The sequence below is a fragment of the Natrinema versiforme genome, assembly GCF_005576615.1.
GTDB lineage: Archaea > Halobacteriota > Halobacteria > Halobacteriales > Natrialbaceae > Natrinema > Natrinema versiforme_A.
On record NZ_CP040330.1, the window covers coordinates 483,187 to 501,597 of the forward strand.

The following is an 18,411-nucleotide window of genomic DNA, read 5'->3' on the forward strand; positions in this document are numbered from 1 at the left end:
GGTCACTCGGCGAACGCGTACGTCACCGTCGCGCTGGCACTCACGCTGACCGGGTCCGCCTCGATCTCCGTGGGTGGTGCCGCGCCGTCGGCCGCGTCGCCGCTGGTGACGCTCTCCTGTACCGGCCGGACCTGTACGTCGCCAGTCGTTACCGCCGTCGTCCCCTCGAGTGAGATCTCGCGGTTATCGGCGATGTGGGACGCCTCTTCGTCGGCGTTTGCGAGCGCGGCGTCGATCGCGTCTTTCCGCAGCGCCGATCGCGTCTCCTCCTGGAGCGTAAAGCTCACCCGGCCGATATCGTCGGCACCGGCCTCGATCGACGCGTCGATGACCTCGCCGACGCGGTCGACGTCGGTGACCGTCACCTCGAAGGAGTGGGATCCCTCGAATCCCTCCGCGTCTCGCCCGCGTCTCGGGTGAACCCGGTAGCGTCCTTCCTCGATGTTCTCCTCGGGGATGCCGAGTTCGTCGAACGTCCCGCGAAGCCGCTCGGCACCCGTCGCCAGTTCGTCGGTTACGGCGTCGGCGCTCTCGCCCGTGGCCTGCACACCGACGCTGACGATCGCCCGGTCCGGGTCCGCGTCGACCTCGCCGCTCGCGCTGACTGTGATTTCGCCGGCGGCCGCGTTCGTGGCGGCGTCCGAGTCCGGTTCCGCGGAGTCGTTACTACTGAGAGGGTTGCCCGCACAACCCGCGATCGCCGCTGTCAGGCCGATACTCGAGGCCGCGAGGAACTGTCGTCGATCCATGGAGAATCGACTAGCGGGAACGGAAAAAAGCCCACCCCAAGCTCAAAGGGATCTTTCACTCTCGAGTCGCCGATTCGCCGGCAGCCTGCCCGAAGATGTTCGGGGAAACTGGGAGTGCGGTCCCGGCAGTCGAAGACGATAATGGACGGAACCGTCGAACCCGCGGCCGAGATCGATGCCGTCGAGAGCGTCGACGAACTGATCGGCGAGACGCCCCTGATTCGATTGGACGGCTTCGCCGACAACTGCTTCGGAAAGATCGAGTCGCACAACCCCTACTCGGTCAAGGACCGCATCGCGCGGGCGATCCTCGACGCCGCCGAGGAAGACGGCGCGCTCGAGCCCGGCGGCACCGTCGTCGAATCGACCAGCGGCAACACGGGGATCGGGCTGGCGGCCGTCGCCGCCGCGCGCGGCTACGACTGCGTGCTGACGATGCCGTCCTCGATGTCGACGGAGCGCCGGCAACTCCTGCAGGCGTTAGGGGTCGACCTCGAGTTGACACCCGCCGAGGACGGGATGGGCGGCGCGAACGAGCGTGCCGCGGAACTCGCCGCCGACCGGGAGGATGCGATCTTGGCCCGGCAGTTCGAGAACGAGGCCAACCCCGCGGCCCACCGGGAGACGACGGGACCGGAGATCTGGGCGGCGACCGACGGCCGAGTCGACGCGGTCGTCGCGGGCGTCGGCACCGGCGGGACGATCACCGGCATTTCGGAGTACGTCAAAGAGGAGCGGGGAAAGAGCGAGTTCACGTCGGTCGCGGTCGAACCGGCCGAGTCGCCGACCCTCTCGACTCTCAGCACCGCGGGCCACGATATCCAGGGGATCGGCCCCGGCTTCGTTCCGGACATCCTCCGGACCGATCTCGTCGACGAGACCCCCGCCGTCGAGGCTGCCGAAGCGAAACGCGCGGCCCGAAAACTGGCCCGCGACGACGGGCTGCTGGTCGGCATTTCCTCGGGTGCCGCACTGGCTGCCGCCGCCGACTACGCGACTGACCACCCGGACGAACTGACCGTCGTCGTCTCCCCGACACCGGTGAACGCTACCTCTCGACTGACCTCTACGACCTCGAGTAGCCCGGCGAGTAGTCAGTCTGTTCGGAGCCACCGCCGCCGCCAAACCTCTCGACGGCAGTGATAGTCATCGCTGACCTGACTCTCTCGGTTCCGGAAATCGGGGAATATCCAAGTGGCTCGAGAACGTACCACATGGTGATGGAGCTCTGGGGCTGGCTCATCGGCTACGTCGCGTTGTTCGCCCTGTTACACCTGTTACTGTACTACCTGTACGTCCGGCGTGACGACGAGGACAGCGACCGCGCGCCGTCGTTCGCTGATCCGGATCGTGCAAGCATGCGATCCTCGCCCGGTCCCGACCGCTATCCGCGCGCACCCGACGATATCGGCGACACGGATCAGGTGGACGAGGACCGCGAACCGGACCTCGAGGGGGAGACGATCCGGTGTCCCCACTGCGGCGCGCGAAACGAGGCCGATCAGACGTTTACGTACTGCTGGAACTGTATCTCGGGACTGCGGCAGTGACGGCGGCTCGAGCCCCGGCGACGAGAACCGAGCACTGCCGGCCGTGGCTCTCGACCGCTGATCGAAGCGACGCTGCGTCGCTCCGTCCCGCCTGCTCGACACTTCCTTTGCACACGGTCCGTTCCATTTGTAGAGAAATACAGCCCGATTGATCGCTATCTGCGTTCGATCTGACTAGTTCGACCAGTAATGAACGATTACGCTTTTGGTCACCAAACAGAGAGTGGTAGGAGACGACCGCAATGTATGGACACGCTCCCCGCGCCTCGCAGTCTCGCTCTCCATCCCTGTATCGCGCCTCGCACGACCCGCACGGGCCGGCGACGCTCAGTACGACCGTCGTTCACGCGCTCGCGGACTGTCTGGGCGTCGACGTGACTGACAGCCGTATCTCGCTGTACGACACCGTCGATCCGGATGCACTAGACGCTCTCTTCCGGCCACGCCACGACGGCTCGCCGCGAACCGGTGGGACGCTCTCGTTCGTCGTCGAGGGCCACCACGTAACCGTCCACGGGGACGGCGAAATCCTGATCGAACCGCCCGCACAGCGCTAACACCGCGGGTCCTGTTCTTACTCGAGTCGTGTGCTCGCCGCGAAAAATCGCCAGTCGCTACGCCGAGAGGTCCGTCACGAGTCGCTCGAGGTGGTCGACGCCGACGACGGCGACGACGTCGCCCGGCTCCGATCGGATCGCCTCGAGTCGCTCGACCATGCAGTGTTCGCGCGTGTCGTCCCGGTACGTGAGCGCGCTGCCGTCCGTCTCGACGCTGCCGAGCAGCGCCTGCACGCCGGCGACGTGCGAGCGCTCGTGGGCGGCCTGTTGCTCCGGCGAGTCGTCCGGCTCGCAGTCGTACTCGACTTGCTCTCCGGGAACGACGGTCATCGAGGTCGCGTGGGTTAGCGTCGCGGCGACCCGGCAGGCGAGTGCCTCGCGGGTCGCACCGCTGACGCTCGAGAGGACGCGCCGAGCCGTCGCGGGCGAGACGCGGTCGGCGACCAGCCGCGCCACGAGCCGCCGGAGGAACGACCAGTTCGGTGCGTCGATCCCGACGTGGTCCGCGTTGGGGGCGGCGCGGATTGCCGCGCTCATCTCGCCGCCGAACCGCGGCGGCGTGGGGTCGGCGGCGTCGCCGTCGCGGGCGTAGACGCGGTACAGCGGCATCGCAACGGGCGGCAGTTCGAGGGCGAGGGTCTCCGGGCCGACGCGCTCGAGGACGCGCTCGACGCGGGCGATGCTGGCGGGGTGGTCGTGGACGACGCCGAGGAGAACGAGGTCGCCGGCGCCGCCGGAGAGCCGGCGACAGAACTGGGGCGTGATCCGCGGGTCGTCGAACGATTCGGGAAAGGACGGGGACTCGTCCATTGCTCGAGTGGTAATACGTGACTACCGGCATAACCCTTCTGTTGTGTTGACTCGGTTCCGAGTCAGAGTTCGGGCGACGGATCGCCGGCGGGTGAGAACCGTTGCGGCCGCGCAAATCGTTCGTTATCTCGCCGACGAACCGGCGGGTTCGGCGACGAAAACAGACCCCGCTCGCGCTGGCGGAACCGAACACGGTAGCATCCAATATAAAAGCACCGTCCGGACGTTCGATTGGGAACGAGTGACGATCGAATACCGACGGCGATAATCGTCGCCACCATCGCGCACTGCGGCGGTTTTCGTCGTCAAATCGAGGTCCCGCTCGTCGCTACGACCGAAGCGATTGGGAAAGTTTTATGTAGAATCACAATCAATCATCCGCTCGACTATGAGTCAGCGAATGCAGCAGGGGCAGCCGATGATCGTAATGAGCGAGGACTCCCAGCGCGTCAAGGACAAGGACGCGCAGGATTACAACATCAGCGCCGCCCGTGCGGTCGCTGAAGCCGTCCAGTCCACGCTCGGACCGAAGGGCATGGACAAGATGCTCGTCGACTCCATGGGATCGGTGACGATCACCAACGACGGCGTCACCATCCTCAAGGAGATGGACATCGACAACCCGACGGCCGAGATGATCATCGAGGTCGCCGAAACGCAGGAAGACGAGGCCGGCGACGGCACCACGACCGCCGTCGCGATCGCCGGTGAACTCCTCAAGAACGCCGAGGACCTCCTCGAGCAGGACATCCACCCGACGGCGATCATCAAGGGCTTCCACCTCGCGAGCGAGCAGGCCCGCGAGGAGATCGACGACATCGCGACCGATATCGACACCAGCGACGAGGACCTCCTCAAGAAGACAGCCGAAACCTCGATGACCGGCAAGGGCACCGAGGTCAACAAGGAGCACCTCGCCCAGCTGATCGTCGAGGCCATCCGGCAGGTCACCGTCGAGGACGAGAACGGCGACAACGTCGTCGACCTCGAGTTCCTCAACATCGAGACCCAGACCGGCCGCAGCGCCGGCGAATCCGACCTCCTCGAGGGCGGCATCGTCGACAAGGACCCCGTCCACGACAACATGCCCCGCTCGGCGACTGACGCCGACATCCTCCTCCTGAACGAGGCCATCGAGGTCGAGGAGACCGACGTCGACACCGAAGTGTCGGTCACCGACCCCGACCAGCTCCAGAAGTTCCTCGACCGCGAGGAGAAACAGCTCCGCGAGAAGGTCGACACAATCGCCGACCTCGGCGCTGACGTCGTCTTCTGCCAGAAGGGCATCGACGACCTCGCACAGCACTACCTCGCCAAGGAAGGCATCCTCGCGGTGCGCCGCGCCAAGAAGTCCGACCTCGAGTTCCTCTCGGAAGTCGTCGGGGCGTCGATCGTCTCCGACCTCGAGGGCGCGACCGAGGCCGACCTCGGCTTCGGCGACGTCACCCGCGACGAGGAAGACGAGCTGTTCTACGTCGAGGGTGAGGACGCCCACGGCGTCACCCTCCTGCTCCGCGGCTCGACCGACCACGTCGTCGACGAACTCGAGCGCGGCGTCAACGACGCGCTCGACGTCGTCGCACAGACCGTCTCCGACGGCCGCGTCCTCGCGGGCGGCGGCGCAATCGAAGTCGAACTCGCCTCGCGCCTGCGAGACTTCGCCGACTCCGTCTCCGGCCGCGAGCAGCTGGCTGTCGAGGCCTTCGCCGACTCGCTCGAGCTCGTCCCGCGCGTCCTCGCCGGCAACGCGGGTCTCGACTCGATCGACACGCTGGTCGACCTGCGTGCGGCCCACGACGACGGCGACATCACGGCCGGCCTGAACGTCTTCTCGGGCGACGTCGAGGACACCTTCGAGGCCGGCGTCGTCGAACCGGCCCACGCCAAGGAACAGGCCGTCACCTCCGCTGCTGAGGCCGCAAACCTCGTGCTCAAAATCGACGACATCATCTCCGCCGGCGACCTGTCGACCGACAAGGGCGACGACGAGGCCGGCGGCCCCGGCGGTGCGCCCGGCGGCATGGGCGGCATGGGCGGTGGCATGGGCGGCATGATGTGAGACTAAATTTTGCTCTGCGGGCGCGGCGAAGCCGCGCCCTCGGCAAAATTTAGTATAAAAGCACTCCTCGCTCCCGACGGTCGCTCGTCGGCCCGAGCGCTACGCGCTCGGTGAACGGCGTCGCTCGGGTTCTCCGAACCGCTCACGGGTGCGAAGCACCCGTTCGCATTCTCGCGGCGCGTCGCGCCGCGCACCGCTCGCTCGCCGATGCTCGTCGAGGGGGTTCGAGTTGTTCTCGCCGCCCGAAATCGTATTTGGTTTACGGATTGAACCGGTACCGGCTCGGCAGTGAGTTCCCACGAGGACGAAACGCCGTTCGACGCCTACCGGGAGGACGTCGATCGGCCGCTCTCGAGGCTGTTTCGCGAGTACGCGCCCGGTCGACTCGGCTGGTTTTCGGCGGGGATGGTCGCCAACTTCGTCGCTCGGATGGCGAGTCTGGTCCCGCCGCTGCTGCTGGGGACCGCCATCGACGCGATCTTTACCGGCAACGGCGCGTTCGAGTTGCCGATCGTGCCGAACGCGTGGCTGCCGACCGCACAGATGGCCCAGTTCTGGTTCTCCATCACCGCCATTGCCGTCTCGTTTCTTGTCGTCGCCCTCTTCACGTGGATCTACGGCGTCACCGCCAACCTGTTCGCCCACGGCGTGATGCACGCGGTCCGGGTCGATTCCTTCGAGAAAATGCAACGGCTGGACATGACCTTCTTCGACGACAAGGAGACCGGCGAGGTCATGGCGGTGCTGAACAACGATACCCAGAACCTCGAGATGTTTCTGGACAACGCCCTGATGAACTCCGCGCGGCTGCTGGTGATGGTCGGCGGGATCGCCGGCGTCCTCTTCTATCTCAACTGGCAGTTGGCGCTCATCACCCTCGTCGCGATCCCCGCGATGGTCGGCTTTACGATCTGGTTCATGCGCGCCGTCGAGCCTCGGTACGCTCGCCAACGCTCCGCGGTCGGGTGGCTCAACACCCGCCTCGAGAACAGCCTCTCCGGCGTCGGCCTGACGAAGACGACCAACAGCGAGAGCTACGAGATCGACCGCGTCCGGCAGGCCTCGCGCCGACTCTACGAGGATACGATGGCCGTGCTCCGGCTCTCGTACTTCTACCGGCCCGGCATGGAACTGCTCGCCGGACTGGCCTTCGCCGGAACCTTCCTCGTCGGGGGGCTCTGGCTCGCGACGGGGACCGCACCCGGCCCGCTCACCGGCTCCCTCTCGGTCGGCGACTTCGTCGTCTTCCTCTTCATGACCCAGCGGATCGTCGCCCCGCTCGCCGAGGTGTCGAACATCGTCGACCAGTACGAGAACGCCAAGGCCTCGAGCGAGCGCGTCTTCGGCCTGATGGACATCCCGGTCCACGTCGCGGACCCGGCCGACCCGACGGCCATCGAACCCGTCGAGGGCCGCGTCGAGTACGAGGACATCACTTTCGGGTACGACACGAGTGCCGCACGGAGCGCTGACGGCGACGATGTGACGGCGTTCGAAGAGCCCGTTCTCGAGGACATCTCCTTCGAGGCCGAACCGGGCGAAACGGTCGCGTTCGTCGGCCCGACGGGGGCCGGGAAATCGACGCTACTCAAACTCCTGCTCCGGCTCTACGACGTCCGAGCGGGATCGATCCGGATCGACGGCCACGACGTTCGGGACGTGGCCCTCGCCGACCTCCGCTCGGCAGTCGGCTACGTGAGTCAGGACACGTTCCTCTTCGACGGCACCGTCGCCGATAACGTCCGCTACGGTCACTTCGACGCGTCCGACGAGGCCGTTCGAGAGGCCGCGAAAGCCGCTCGAGCCCACGAGTTCATCACCGACCTCTCGGCGGGCTACGAGACCCGCGTCGGCGAGGAGGGGGTCAAGCTCTCGGGCGGCCAACGCCAGCGGATCGCGCTCGCCCGCGCCGTCCTCACCGACCCCGCGGTGTTGATCCTCGACGAGGCGACCAGCGCCGTCGACACCAAGACCGAACTGCAGATTCAGCGCTCGATCGACCGGCTCACAGAAGATCGAACGACGCTCGTCATCGCCCACCGCCTCTCGACGATCCGGGACGCCGATACCATCCTCGTGCTCGAGGACGGCGAAATCGTCGAGCGGGGAACCCACGAGGCGTTACTCGAGGCCGGCGGCGAGTACGCGACGCTGTGGACGGCCCAAGCCGGCGACCGCGAGGCGGCGGCCGACGCGCTGGTCGACGGGACCGACTGACGGGCCGATCTCGGTCGCCCGACGGAGCGTCGGCTCGTCGGTTACTCGATTGTCGCCACTCGCGTATTATCCTAGAAAACGGTCGTTCGAACGGATCGCGTCTCAGTCGTCCGTGACCTCGAGTTCGAACTGTTCGTTCTCGGAAACGGCGTTGAGAACGACGCTCGTGTTCGAGGCCTTGATATCGGGATCGGTCAGCAGCTGTTTGATCTGGTCGTTCATTCCGTCGGTGTCCTCGAACTTCCCGATGGCGATCACGTCGTAGTCGCCGGTGACCTCGTAGACGCTAGTCATCTGGCGGTGCTCGCGCAGCGTTTCGGTGACGTCGGGGAGCGCGTTCCCTTCGACCTGCAACTGGATGACGGCGGTCACGTCGTACCCGACCGCGTCGTAATCGATCTTCGGCGTGTAGCCCTCGATCACGCCATCCTCCTCGAGATCGGAGAGGTGATTCGAGACGGTCGTCACGGAGACGTCGAGGTCTTCGGCGAGGCTGCGCAGACTCGCTCGGCCGTCGCCGAGAAGTGCATTCACTAGTTTTGCATCGAGATTTTCGTACGTCATCACATCTATCCTCTCACTGAGCCCTTTAGAACTTTACGAATATGCAGTTTACCGGTGGTGAGAGAAGATTTGCTTAGAACAGCAGTGTTTTAGTAGACGGGTTACGAGGATACGACGACGAGAAAGATGACAAGCGGCAACATCACTGACACTGAACAGGCGGTATTGGACGAGATCGAGGAACAAGACGTCGACTTCCTCCGACTGCAGTTTACCGACATTCTGGGAACGGTCAAGAACGTCTCCGTACCGGCCCGGCAGGCCGAGAAGGCGTTCACCGAAGGCATCTACTTCGACGGTTCTTCTATCGAAGGCTTCGTTCGCATTCAGGAGTCGGACATGCGGCTCAAGCCCGACCCGGACACCTTCGCAGTGCTCCCGTGGCGCCAGAAAGAGGAGAGCGCCGCCGCCCGAATGATCTGTGACGTCTACGATACGTCCACGGGCGAGCCCTTCGAGGGCGACCCGCGCCGCGTGCTCAAGAACGCGCTCGATCGCGCCGACGAGATGGGCTATACTGTCAACGCCGCGCCCGAGCCGGAGTTCTTCCTCTTCGAGGAGGACGAGGACGGCCGCGCGACGACCAAGACCAACGACGCCGGCGGCTACTTCGACCTCGCGCCGAAAGACCTCGCCAGCGACGTTCGCCGCGACATCATCTACGGTCTCGAGGAGATGGGCTTCGAGATCGAGGCTAGCCACCACGAGGTCGCCGAGGGCCAACACGAGATCAACTTCACCTACGACGACGCGCTCGCGACGGCCGACAACGTCGGCACGTTCCGCACCGTCGTCCGCGCCATCGCCGCCCAGCACGACCTGCACGCGACGTTCATGCCCAAGCCGATCCCGCGAATCAACGGCTCGGGGATGCACACGCACCTCTCGCTGTTCACCGAGGACGGCGAGAACGCGTTCCACGACGAGGACGACGAGTTCAATCTGAGCGACGAGGCCCACGCCTTTACGGCCGGGATCCTCGAGCACGCGCCGGCGATCACGGCGATCGCGAACCCCACGGTCAACAGCTACAAGCGACTGGTGCCCGGCTACGAGGCACCCGTCTACGTCGCGTGGTCCGACCGCAACCGCTCGGCACTGATCCGCAAACCGGCGGCTCGCACGCCGGCCGCCTCCCGCGTCGAACTCCGTTCGCCCGACCCGTCCTGTAACGCCTACCTCGCGCTCGCCGCCATGATCCACGCGGGTCTCGACGGCATCGAGAACGATCTCGAGTGTCCCGACCCGGTCCGGGAGAACATCTACGAATTCGACGAGGAGAAACGCGAAGAGTACGGCATCGACACGCTGCCGTCGAACCTCGGCGAGGCCGTCGAGGCTCTCGAGGAGGACGAAGTCATCTACGACGCGCTCGGCGACCACGTCGCGCCGAAGTTCGTCGAAGCCAAAGAACAGGAGTTCGAGGACTACCTCGTCGACGTTTCCGACTGGGAACTCGACCGCTACCTCGAGACGTTCTAAGCCGATAGCCGCCACCGGGCGGTTCCGATATTTTTCTCTCTGTCAGTTGTCACTCGACAGGTCGTGTTCGTGGCCCTCGAGCGCCAGCGTTTCGGGATCGAGCGTGTAGTATCGCTCCCACGCTGGGGCGAGACTGACGACGCGAGTGCCGGCGATCTCGGCCTCGCGGTGGCGATGGTGATGGCCGACCAGACAGAGGTCGGGCGAGATCGCCTCGAGCAGGTCGTCGATATACTCACAGCCGGGATCGTAGCCGTAGGACAGCAGGCCGTTCGGTGCTTCGTGCGTGAGAAAGATGTCGATGTCCTCGAGGGCGGCGGCCCGTTCCACGTCCTCGTGAGTGAAGTGACGGCGGCGCTCGCCCGTGAGTTCGTCCCGGGACAGGTCATACTTCGTCGGGGCGAAGTTCCCCGAGAGACCGCCCACGCGCAGGCCGTCGACCGTCGCCGCCGTGCTCGCGAGGAGGTGGACGTTAGACGTTGTTTCGAGATCGTCGCCCGCCCGCAGCGCCTCGATCACGTCGAACTCCTCGTTGTTCCCCGCGATGAACCACGTCGGTGCCGGCAGGTCGTATCGCTCGAGGTCGCCGAGCTGGAGCACCCGATCGGGCTCGAGGGTTCGGTAGAGCTCGAGTAGGGTGTCACACCGGTCAGAGTCGGACGCGTGGGCGTCGCCGAGGACGAGCATGGGTGCACGTAGGAACCCGATCCGGATAGTGTCCGCGCCGGACCCCGCCGGATCGGTCGGTTTCGATCGCGAGGGGTGGTCGCTGCCGTGTCGACCGAGCCGCGACCGACACATTCAGGGTCGTGATTTAGATGTGCCGCCCTCGGAGTCCCCGCTATGGCCGACACGCCAGATATCAATACAGTCGAAACGGAAGACGACTACACGCACGTCCGGTTTCGCGATCCCGATCGGTACGACGAGATACGAACCCCGGATTGGGCGGAGCAGCCGGCGGAGTCGGTCTCCGAGGGCAGCGAGGTCCGCACCGGGAAGGTCGAAGGAGAAGACGACTGGGAAGTCACCAGCGTCCTGATCGAGAAACACGTCGGCGAGGACAAAGCGAAAGAGCAGGCCCGCGAAATCGTTGACAAGATCGAGTCCTGATCGGCGTCCGATTGACCTCCGATCGTCTCGGCCCCTCGAACCGAAACTCGCCGTGATCCGGCTTACGCTTCGGCCTGCTCGATCCAGTCCTCGGCCTGCTCCTCCGAGATATCGGCGGCCTCGGCGACGGCCTCGGGACCGGCGCGCGTGAGGTCGTCGATCGTCGCGATACCGGCCTCCGAGAGCTGGTCGCGGATGTCGGCGTCGATTCCCTCGACCGACTCGAGGGTGTGCTCCGGATCGGTTTCGATCTTCGTGTGCGGTTCGTCAGTCCCCTGTACCGGGATCTCCTGGGTGACCGCCTCCGCCTGCTCCTCGAGTTGCTGCTGGAACCGTTCGACCTGTTCGGCCTGCCGTTCGAGGAGCTCCTCGACGTCACCGGTCTGGCGCTCGAGTTGGTCCTCGAGTTGATCCTGCAGCTCCTGGGTCTGGTCGAGTTGCTCGCGGAGCTGCCCCGAGAGTTCGTCGACGTTCTGGACCGTCTGGTCCTCGACGGCCTCCGTGATCTCGAGGAGCTGGGCTGTCTGTTCGTCGAGGGTATCGACGAACTCCCCCGAGAGCTCGTCGGCGGAGTCGACGCCCCGCTCGAGTTCTCGCTCGAGCGCCTCGTAAACCTCCGCGTGAGTCGTTTTCAGCTGCTCGAAGGTCTCGTCGATGGTTCGGTGGGCCTCGGGAGCGTCGTCGCTCGGCAGCATCGCCGCCGTCGCGCTGAGGTAGCCGTGCGTCGCCGCCTGCGCGAGCTCGAGTTGCTGGCGCTGAAGGGACTCCTGGCCTTTGAGCCCGGTCAGGGCCATCGTGTCGACGTTTCGTTGGGTGGCCATTCCCTGCTTGAACAGCTGCTGGCTCTGTTTGACTGCGGTTCGCTGGACGTCGAACATCGCACGGATCGGGGATTCTGACTGGCTCATTTCACTGAGGAGTTCGACTCGATCAGGGATAAGTCTCGAGCTTGCAAACCATTAGATGGCTTTGAATGGTATCAGGTGGTGATGGGGTCGGGAAGTCGGATACTTTCGGCTCGGGCAATCGTCGCTCGCTGGTGACGGTCGTCCGGGACGAGTATGCGATCGCTCCAGTCGTTCCTCCGTGGCGTTCTCGGGGCGTTACGCCGCTCGAGGCAACCGACATCGGAGCGGAGGCGATCCACGAGGCGTTCGCACCGGGAGTGTCCACGGATCTGGCACAGTGCCACGAAGAACTGGTCGAGGGAGGAGTCATGGGCTCACTGGCCCGGAAAAGCGGAAGACGTGGCGGCTCGAGCGCGACCTACGCTTGCTGGGTCGCCGATCCGATCTCGAAGATCTCCCGGTAGAGGCTCTCGGCGAGGCGGTCGATGTTCGCCTCGGCCTCGCTGGCGTCGATCGTATCGCCGATGCCCCGCCACTCGACGGACAGCCGAGCGATCGGGACCAGTGCGATGCCGCCGATGACGATCTCGCCGTCGGGGGTGTGGACTCGCCACTCGGTCTGCATACCGTTCGAGGACCGCGTGACGTCCTCGATCTGCCCGCCGGCCGCAGCCCACCGCTCGACGAGATCGTCGGTGAGTCGGCGAAGCTTCCGTTCGCCGAGTAGGTGGAGCGCGACACCGCAACCGGTCAACAGCGCGAACGCGGCGCCCGCCATCGGGAGCCCACCGTAGGGGACGTTTATCGACGCCGCGAGACCGGCCGTCACGGCGACCAGTCCGAGCACTCGCGCGTCGACCGCGCTCGGTACCGTGCCGCTCCAGGTCGTCCCCGTAGCGCGGGACGACTGCTCGAGTTGCATATCGACTGGACCTCGCGGCGAGACCCGGGTAGTCGTTTGCCTGTCCCAGTGTTGCGTTTATATGCTCGCCTCGAGACTCACTCGTCCTCGAGTAACACCTCGTCGCCGTGGGTCTCCCGCAGGGCAGCGAGATCGCCTCGTGTGCCTCGAGTCACGGTGAGCCGACCGGGCCGGCAGGAACCTACTGGTGACATCCTCCTCGCCGTAAACGGCGGGATTCTCTCGCTGTTTAAAGATAGTCCGGCAGGCGGTCGGACCGATCCGATCCCGCGACGAACGGCAGTTCGGTGCGGGTCGCGGCCACCTCTTCGCCGCCGACCCGGACCGTCAACTCGTCGCTCTCGAGGTCGTAGTCGACAATCGCGAGCGCGATGATGTCGCCGAGCATCGGGCTCTCTCCCGCACGGGTTATCTCACCGACCGACGCGTCGCCGTCGAAGACGGCCGCGCCGGACTCGGGAATCGGCCGCCCTCCGCTCTCGTCGTCTCCGTCGCCCTCACTCTCCGCCTCGAGGGTGAGCCCGACGAGTCGCCGACTGGGCTGGCCGCGGTTCTCGACCCGGGAAACCACCTCCTGTCCGACGTAACAGCCCTTCTCGAAGTCGAGGGCGTTGCGCAGGCCGAGCACGTTCGGCAGCGTCCCCTCGAGTTCGGTGTGAAAGAGCGGCGAGCCGGCCTCGAGCGCGAGGCTCTCGAACGCCTGATAGCCGAAGGGGGCGGCGTTGAGCCCCTGATTGAGCAGCGTGTCATGGACGGCCGCGGCGTCGTCCGCGGCACAGATCACTTCGTAGCTCTCCTCGCCGGTGAGCGCGTCGGTGCGGATGACTGAGACGCCCTCGTCGCCCATCGTCCCGCGGACGAACGAGTAGCGCTCGTCGGGCGAGCCGGCACCGTTGAGCACGCTCGCGATCTTTTCGGTGGCCTGCGGGCCGTGAATCCCGAAGACCGCGTAGTCGTCGGTCGCGACACGGATGTCGACATCCTGAATGAACACTTTCTCGGACCACTCCTCGGCGAGGGGCTCGGCGGTCTCGGGCTGGGTGAAAAGCAGGAGTCGCTCGCCCGCGTTGTAGACGTAGAGTTCGACGTCGATCCCGCCTTGGGGGTCGAGCACGAGCGCGTAACAGCCCTGCCCGTCCTCGGTCGGGACGCGGTTCGAGACGACGTTATCGACGTACTCGACGCGGTCGTCGCCCTCCACGACGATCACGCCGTAGGCCGACTCGAGCAGCCCGACGCCGTTGCGGACCGCCCGGTGGGTTCGCTCCGGTCGGCCGTAGTGTTCGACGACTCGCCGGTCGGCGCGCTCGCCGAACGTGGCCCCGTGGTCCTCGTGGATGGACTCGATGACACTCATGCCTACTCCCTGGGGCCTGAGCGTATCAGGCGTTTCGATTCAAAAAGGGATCCGCTCGCGGAGCCACTCTCCGATCGACCGCTCCCCGTCCTCGTCTTCCGGCTCGTCGGGAACGACCCGCTCGGCGGGCTTGATCACCGTCTCCGACCCCGAGTCGACGACGATCAGATCGTCCTCCTTGAGCGTCGACAGGGCCTCCTCGAGTTCGTCGATGTCGACCTCGACGGCCGCGCGGAGCTCGAAGACGGTCATCCCGTCGTCGGCGCGATCGACCAGCGCATCGAGTACCGCCACCTCCGTCCGCTCCCGGTTCCGGTACTCCCGCTTTGCTCTCATCTGTATTTCCATTCGACCACATGGGATTTGACGTTTGCCGTTCCCCCCACGCTGTGCGGTCGCGGGTCCACGAGACCCATCGGATCGTCTCGAGCAGGTGCTCCTCGAATTGCAGACTCGACTCGAGTCAGCCGCCCGACTGGACCGCTCGCGGGACTGTCATAAAACTGTGACTAACAGGCAGTACGTTTTTTATGGGATGGCTCGGTACGGTGGGACAATGGTCCTGCGATGTTCGCTGCTCGGACACGACTTCGGCGAGCCCGAAGTCGAACGCGAGCGCGAAGAACGGGGCAGTGAAGTCGTCGTAACCGTCCAGGAGTACGAAGAGTGTGTCCGCTGTGGCGAGCGATCCGTCATCAGCGAGAACACCGAAGTGACCAGCCTCACCGCTGGGACGGACGCCGGCGACTCGTTGCCCGACGAGCCCGAAACCGAACCGCCCGAATCAACAGCCGACACCGATGCCGCCCCCGCCGGCGAAACCGACGCGGACGCTGGATTCATCGATGCCGATGCGGACGACGGCATCGAGCTGTCCGACGGTGACGACGCCGAATTCATCGACGCCGACGACACCGCCTCCGACGCCGACGAGACGGATACACCGCGGCCGGAGCCGTCCCCGGACGCAGCGGACTCCAGTGTGCCGGCGGCCGACGCTGACACGGACGCCGACGCGGACGATATCGACCTCCCGACCGACGAGAACGGCGATCCCGTCACCGACGACGGCGAAATCCTCGAGGACGACGAGCCCTCGCCCGACCGAGACCGGGACCGCGACCACGGCGAGTGGCCCGACTCGAGCGATGTCGGTCCGCCGGTCGGCGCGGAATCGACGCCGGCCGACTGGCCGGACGACGCGGACGATACCGATTCCGAGGCCGAACCCGCCGGTGGAGCCGCGGACCCCGATCCGGCCGAGATCGACGACGATGCCGTCGTCCTCGATGACGACGGACCGACGAGTACCGTCGGTGCCAGCGGCGACGGCGCTGCCGACAGCACTGCCGCGGCCACGACCGACGCGCGATCGGTGACGGCGGAGCCCCCAACTGACGATCGAAGCGACGCCGACCCCGCCGCCGACGCCGATTCGGGAACCGGCATCGAGCGGGCCGCGTCCGCGCCGACGCCCGCCGAGAGCGGCGGTGCGCCCGCCGACGACGTTCCGACCGAGTTCTACTGCCCGCGGTGTGACTACGTCGCCGCCGGCGACCGTGGCTCGCTTCGCACCGGCGACATCTGCCCCGACTGCCGGAAGGGCTATCTCAGCGAGCGCGAGCGACAGCGGTAACGCCGATTAGGACGGCTACGACCCTCGTTTTCTCCGCCGCTTGCCGTCCACCGACCGAGCGTGGTTCGACCGATCGAGCAGCCATTGCTGATCTCGCGTCGATCCGACTGTACCCCTCATCTCGCGATATCTCCGGTCTCCGCGCTCGAGGACCCATCAGACACCCGAAACGTCGGGTATGAAAAGAGGTAAACACTCCCCCGTGTTTCTTCGAGCCATGAAGGAGTACAAGATGCGTCGCGGCGAATATCTCGAGGAGCGAATTCCCGACATGGAGTCGACCGTCGAGGACTACTTCGGCCCCATCACCGAAACGAAGGAGTACAAGGGCAGCGACCTCTTCGTCATCGGCGAGCCCGACAACCCCGTCTTCGAGAAAGTCGTCGTCGGTACCGTCGAGTACTCCGGCAAGAAGGACAAACTCGCCGTCGAGTTCTACGAGCGCGACCCCACCGAACTCGGCCCCGACGAACTCGAGGCCGCCGGCGAGGCCGTCGACGCCAAGAACGACTTCCTGCTCGAGGCGACTGGTCGCGACGCCAAGTCCCGTCGTGACTCGATGAAGCGGACGGTCGAAGACGACCCGGATCACGATTTCGACTAACGACCTTTTACGCTGCGGTCTATCGCGAGCGGAGCGCGTAGCGCCCCGCTCGCGATGTCCCTCGGCAAAAGGTCGATCAAAAGCACTCCTCCCTCCGTTTCGGCTCGCATAGCGAGCCTTCACATCGGTCGTCGGCCCGCTCGCTTCGCTCGCGGCGGGTTCGGTGGAGGGCCTGCCCTCCCCCGCTGAGCGGACGTTACACGTCCGCGAGGTCGTCGGCGCGAAGCGCCGACTGCTCGGAAGAGCTTGCTCTTCCGTTGGGTCAGCCGACTCACCGCGGATGCGGTGAGCCGGCTTCTGGGCCACGGCCTGCTGTGGACTGCGAACGGCTTCGAAACGGCTTTTATCGCAGCGTCGAATCTCTCGGCCGATGGAAGCACAGGCGTTTCTCGCCGCGACGCTGGCCGCCCACGTTGGGTTCGCGATCTTCGTGACTGCTCACGCGTTCATGACCGATCGCGACGCCGGCAAGTGGCCGTTCGTAACGCTCGCGCTCGGACTGGCCGGCATCGCGGCCTACTTCTTCTACGACGAGTCGGCGGACTCGAGTCCCTGAGTTCAGTCACCGACTGCGGCGCCGTCTTCGCCGTCGCCACCGCCGTGTGAGCCGTCGGCCCAGACGCCCTCCGTGAGGTCGATCCCGTCGGTCCACTTGCCGACGACGGAAGCGACGGCGAGATCACCAGTGACGTTGTTCGTCGTCGCGATCCGGCCGAGGATCGGGTCGACGCCCGCGACGAAGCCGACGATCTCGAGGGGGAGTCCGACGGCGTTCAGAATGACGGTCAGCATGATGAGACCCGCACCGGGGACCCCGGCAGTGCCGATACTGATCAGGATCACGGTCGCGAGGACGATCAACTGATCGCCGAGGCCGAGCGAAACGCCGACCATGTTCGCGGCGAAGACCACCGTGACGGCCTGTCTGATCGCTGCACCGTCCATGTTGATCGTCGCCCCGAGCGGGAGGCCGAAGCCGTAGACCGACTCGTCGATCCGCAGGTTCCGTTCGGCGTCGGTGATCGTCACCGGCAGCGTCCCGCTCGAGGAGCGGATCGTAAAGGCCGTCAGCATCGCGTCTTTCGCGCCGTCGAGAAACGAAAGCGGCGACTGGCCGAGGATGCCGACGGTCATCAGGCCCAGATAGGTGACGGTCATGTGGATCGCGATGCCGATCGCGATCACCCCGACGAGCGCGCCGAGTTGCACGATCGCACCGAGCCCCTCGGTCCCGATCGCGGCGGCCATGAGTGCGAAGACGCCGACGACCCCGTACTCCATGACGCCCCAGACGATCTTGAACAGCGCCTGCGTGCCGGCGTCGATAAACGTGAAGAAGCCGTCGATCGCGTCCTCGATCGGCTCTTCCGTCGTCGACTCGCGGACGATCGTCAACGCCAATCCGAAGACGACGACGACGAAGATCGTCGCCAGAATCTCACCGTTGACCATCGCGGCCAGCGGATTCTCGGGGACGATACCGAGGACGACCTCGGAGACGGTCGGTGGCTCGGCCTGCTGGGCCTCGCCACCGGTGAACTCCACGGCCGTTCCGGGGTCGAACAGGTTCGCGACCGCGAGGCCGATCAGGGCCGCGATCGTCGTCGTCGCGGCGTAGAGCGCGACGGTCAGCCCGCCGACCTTCCCGAGCTTCGACGGCGTTAGCTTGCGCATCCCTCCGAGCAGCGTAAAGACGATCAACGGGATGATCAGCATCTCGAGCAACCGCAAGAAGAGGTCGCCCAGCGGGCTGAGAACGGCGGCGCGTTCGCCGGCGATGGCCCCGAGTGCAGTCCCGAGGACGAACGCGACCGCGATACGGTAGATGATCGGAATCGATCGATACTGCCCCCACGTTCGTCGCGGTAACGACGTCTGTGCCGTACTCATCGACCCACCCTATGAGCGGGACCGATCAACCCGTGTCGTTACCGGTGAGACTG

18 protein-coding genes and 1 pseudogene are annotated in these 18,411 nt (G+C 65.7%); 10 read left to right on the top strand and 9 right to left on the bottom strand.

The genetic code is table 11. The features are described 5' to 3' along the window. Positions 1–2: 2 nt before the first annotated feature. The gene (locus FEJ81_RS02355; protein ID WP_138243757.1) at positions 3–749 is read right to left on the bottom strand and encodes an SIMPL domain-containing protein; all 747 of its coding nucleotides are present in this window, start codon (positions 747–749) and stop codon (positions 3–5) included. Between the two features lie 141 nt (positions 750–890). Between FEJ81_RS02355 and cysK the strand changes: the two are divergent. The 3 genes and pseudogenes from cysK to FEJ81_RS02370 all read left to right on the top strand — a co-directional run bounded on the left by cysK (position 891) and on the right by FEJ81_RS02370 (position 2,856). Then, positions 891–1,831, top strand: a pseudogene (gene cysK / locus FEJ81_RS02360) (cysteine synthase A). Positions 1,832–1,969: 138 nt separating this feature from the next. Then, positions 1,970–2,299: a DUF7577 domain-containing protein gene (locus FEJ81_RS02365; protein WP_138246697.1), complete on the top strand. Its 330-nt coding sequence runs from the start codon at positions 1,970–1,972 to the stop codon at positions 2,297–2,299. A 242-nt stretch (positions 2,300–2,541) separates the two neighbouring features. Further along, positions 2,542–2,856 (top strand): HalOD1 output domain-containing protein, encoded by a 315-nt coding sequence (locus FEJ81_RS02370; RefSeq protein WP_138243758.1) that lies wholly within the window; start codon positions 2,542–2,544, stop codon positions 2,854–2,856. Between the two features lie 57 nt (positions 2,857–2,913). Here the strand turns inward: FEJ81_RS02370 and FEJ81_RS02375 are convergent, their stop codons facing one another. After that, positions 2,914–3,666, bottom strand: coding sequence for a hypothetical protein (locus FEJ81_RS02375; protein ID WP_138243759.1), 753 nt, complete (start codon positions 3,664–3,666; stop codon positions 2,914–2,916). A 388-nt stretch (positions 3,667–4,054) separates the two neighbouring features. On the opposite strand from FEJ81_RS02375, the gene thsB reads away from it, so the two are divergent. Next, positions 4,055–5,725, top strand: coding sequence for a thermosome subunit beta (gene thsB / locus FEJ81_RS02380; RefSeq protein WP_138243760.1), 1,671 nt, complete (start codon positions 4,055–4,057; stop codon positions 5,723–5,725). A 288-nt stretch (positions 5,726–6,013) separates the two neighbouring features. Next, complete coding sequence (locus tag FEJ81_RS02385; protein ID WP_138243761.1) at positions 6,014–7,942, top strand: ABC transporter ATP-binding protein; 1,929 nt, start codon at positions 6,014–6,016, stop codon at positions 7,940–7,942. Positions 7,943–8,044: 102 nt separating this feature from the next. Here FEJ81_RS02385 and lrp read toward each other — a convergent pair whose 3' ends face one another. After that, on the bottom strand, positions 8,045–8,506 hold the full coding sequence (gene lrp / locus FEJ81_RS02390; protein ID WP_138243762.1) for an HTH-type transcriptional regulator Lrp: 462 nt from the start codon (positions 8,504–8,506) through the stop codon (positions 8,045–8,047). 126 nt (positions 8,507–8,632) lie between these two features. Here lrp and glnA point away from each other — a divergent pair, with 126 nt between their 5' ends. After that, a complete protein-coding gene (gene glnA, locus FEJ81_RS02395) occupies positions 8,633–9,988 on the top strand; it encodes a type I glutamate--ammonia ligase (protein WP_138243763.1) in 1,356 nt (451 codons plus the stop codon). Between the two features lie 42 nt (positions 9,989–10,030). On the opposite strand, the gene FEJ81_RS02400 is transcribed toward glnA, so the two are convergent. Continuing rightward, a complete protein-coding gene (locus tag FEJ81_RS02400) occupies positions 10,031–10,675 on the bottom strand; it encodes a metallophosphoesterase family protein (protein WP_138243764.1) in 645 nt (214 codons plus the stop codon). A 156-nt stretch (positions 10,676–10,831) separates the two neighbouring features. Between FEJ81_RS02400 and FEJ81_RS02405 the strand changes: the two genes are divergently transcribed. Continuing rightward, positions 10,832–11,101: a hypothetical protein gene (locus FEJ81_RS02405; protein ID WP_138243765.1), complete on the top strand. Its 270-nt coding sequence runs from the start codon at positions 10,832–10,834 to the stop codon at positions 11,099–11,101. A 62-nt stretch (positions 11,102–11,163) separates the two neighbouring features. On the opposite strand, the gene FEJ81_RS02410 is transcribed toward FEJ81_RS02405, so the two are convergent. The 4 genes from FEJ81_RS02410 to FEJ81_RS02425 form a co-directional block, all read right to left on the bottom strand. After that, entirely contained in the window at positions 11,164–12,009 is an 846-nt protein-coding gene (locus FEJ81_RS02410; protein WP_229504749.1) for a helix-hairpin-helix domain-containing protein, read from the bottom strand. Between the two features lie 358 nt (positions 12,010–12,367). After that, positions 12,368–12,871 (bottom strand): hypothetical protein, encoded by a 504-nt coding sequence (locus FEJ81_RS02415; RefSeq protein ID WP_138243766.1) that lies wholly within the window; start codon positions 12,869–12,871, stop codon positions 12,368–12,370. A gap of 229 nt (positions 12,872–13,100) precedes the next feature. Further along, entirely contained in the window at positions 13,101–14,228 is a 1,128-nt protein-coding gene (gene ygfZ, locus FEJ81_RS02420) for a CAF17-like 4Fe-4S cluster assembly/insertion protein YgfZ (protein ID WP_138243767.1), read from the bottom strand. 39 nt (positions 14,229–14,267) lie between these two features. After that, entirely contained in the window at positions 14,268–14,564 is a 297-nt protein-coding gene (locus FEJ81_RS02425; RefSeq protein WP_138243768.1) for a DUF6432 family protein, read from the bottom strand. 220 nt (positions 14,565–14,784) lie between these two features. Here FEJ81_RS02425 and FEJ81_RS02430 point away from each other — a divergent pair, with 220 nt between their 5' ends. The 3 genes from FEJ81_RS02430 to FEJ81_RS02440 all read left to right on the top strand — a co-directional run bounded on the left by FEJ81_RS02430 (position 14,785) and on the right by FEJ81_RS02440 (position 17,024). After that, positions 14,785–15,864 carry a DUF7093 family protein gene (locus FEJ81_RS02430; RefSeq protein ID WP_138243769.1) on the top strand — a complete coding sequence of 360 codons (1,080 nt, stop codon included), beginning with the start codon at positions 14,785–14,787 and terminating at the stop codon, positions 15,862–15,864. Positions 15,865–16,081: 217 nt separating this feature from the next. Further along, positions 16,082–16,468, top strand: coding sequence for a DUF5611 family protein (locus tag FEJ81_RS02435; protein ID WP_138243770.1), 387 nt, complete (start codon positions 16,082–16,084; stop codon positions 16,466–16,468). Between the two features lie 370 nt (positions 16,469–16,838). Beyond that, positions 16,839–17,024 carry a hypothetical protein gene (locus tag FEJ81_RS02440; RefSeq protein WP_138243771.1) on the top strand — a complete coding sequence of 62 codons (186 nt, stop codon included), beginning with the start codon at positions 16,839–16,841 and terminating at the stop codon, positions 17,022–17,024. 2 nt (positions 17,025–17,026) lie between these two features. Here FEJ81_RS02440 and FEJ81_RS02445 read toward each other — a convergent pair whose 3' ends face one another. Next, positions 17,027–18,358 (bottom strand): dicarboxylate/amino acid:cation symporter, encoded by a 1,332-nt coding sequence (locus FEJ81_RS02445; RefSeq protein WP_138243772.1) that lies wholly within the window; start codon positions 18,356–18,358, stop codon positions 17,027–17,029. Between the last annotated feature and the right edge of the window lie 53 nt (positions 18,359–18,411).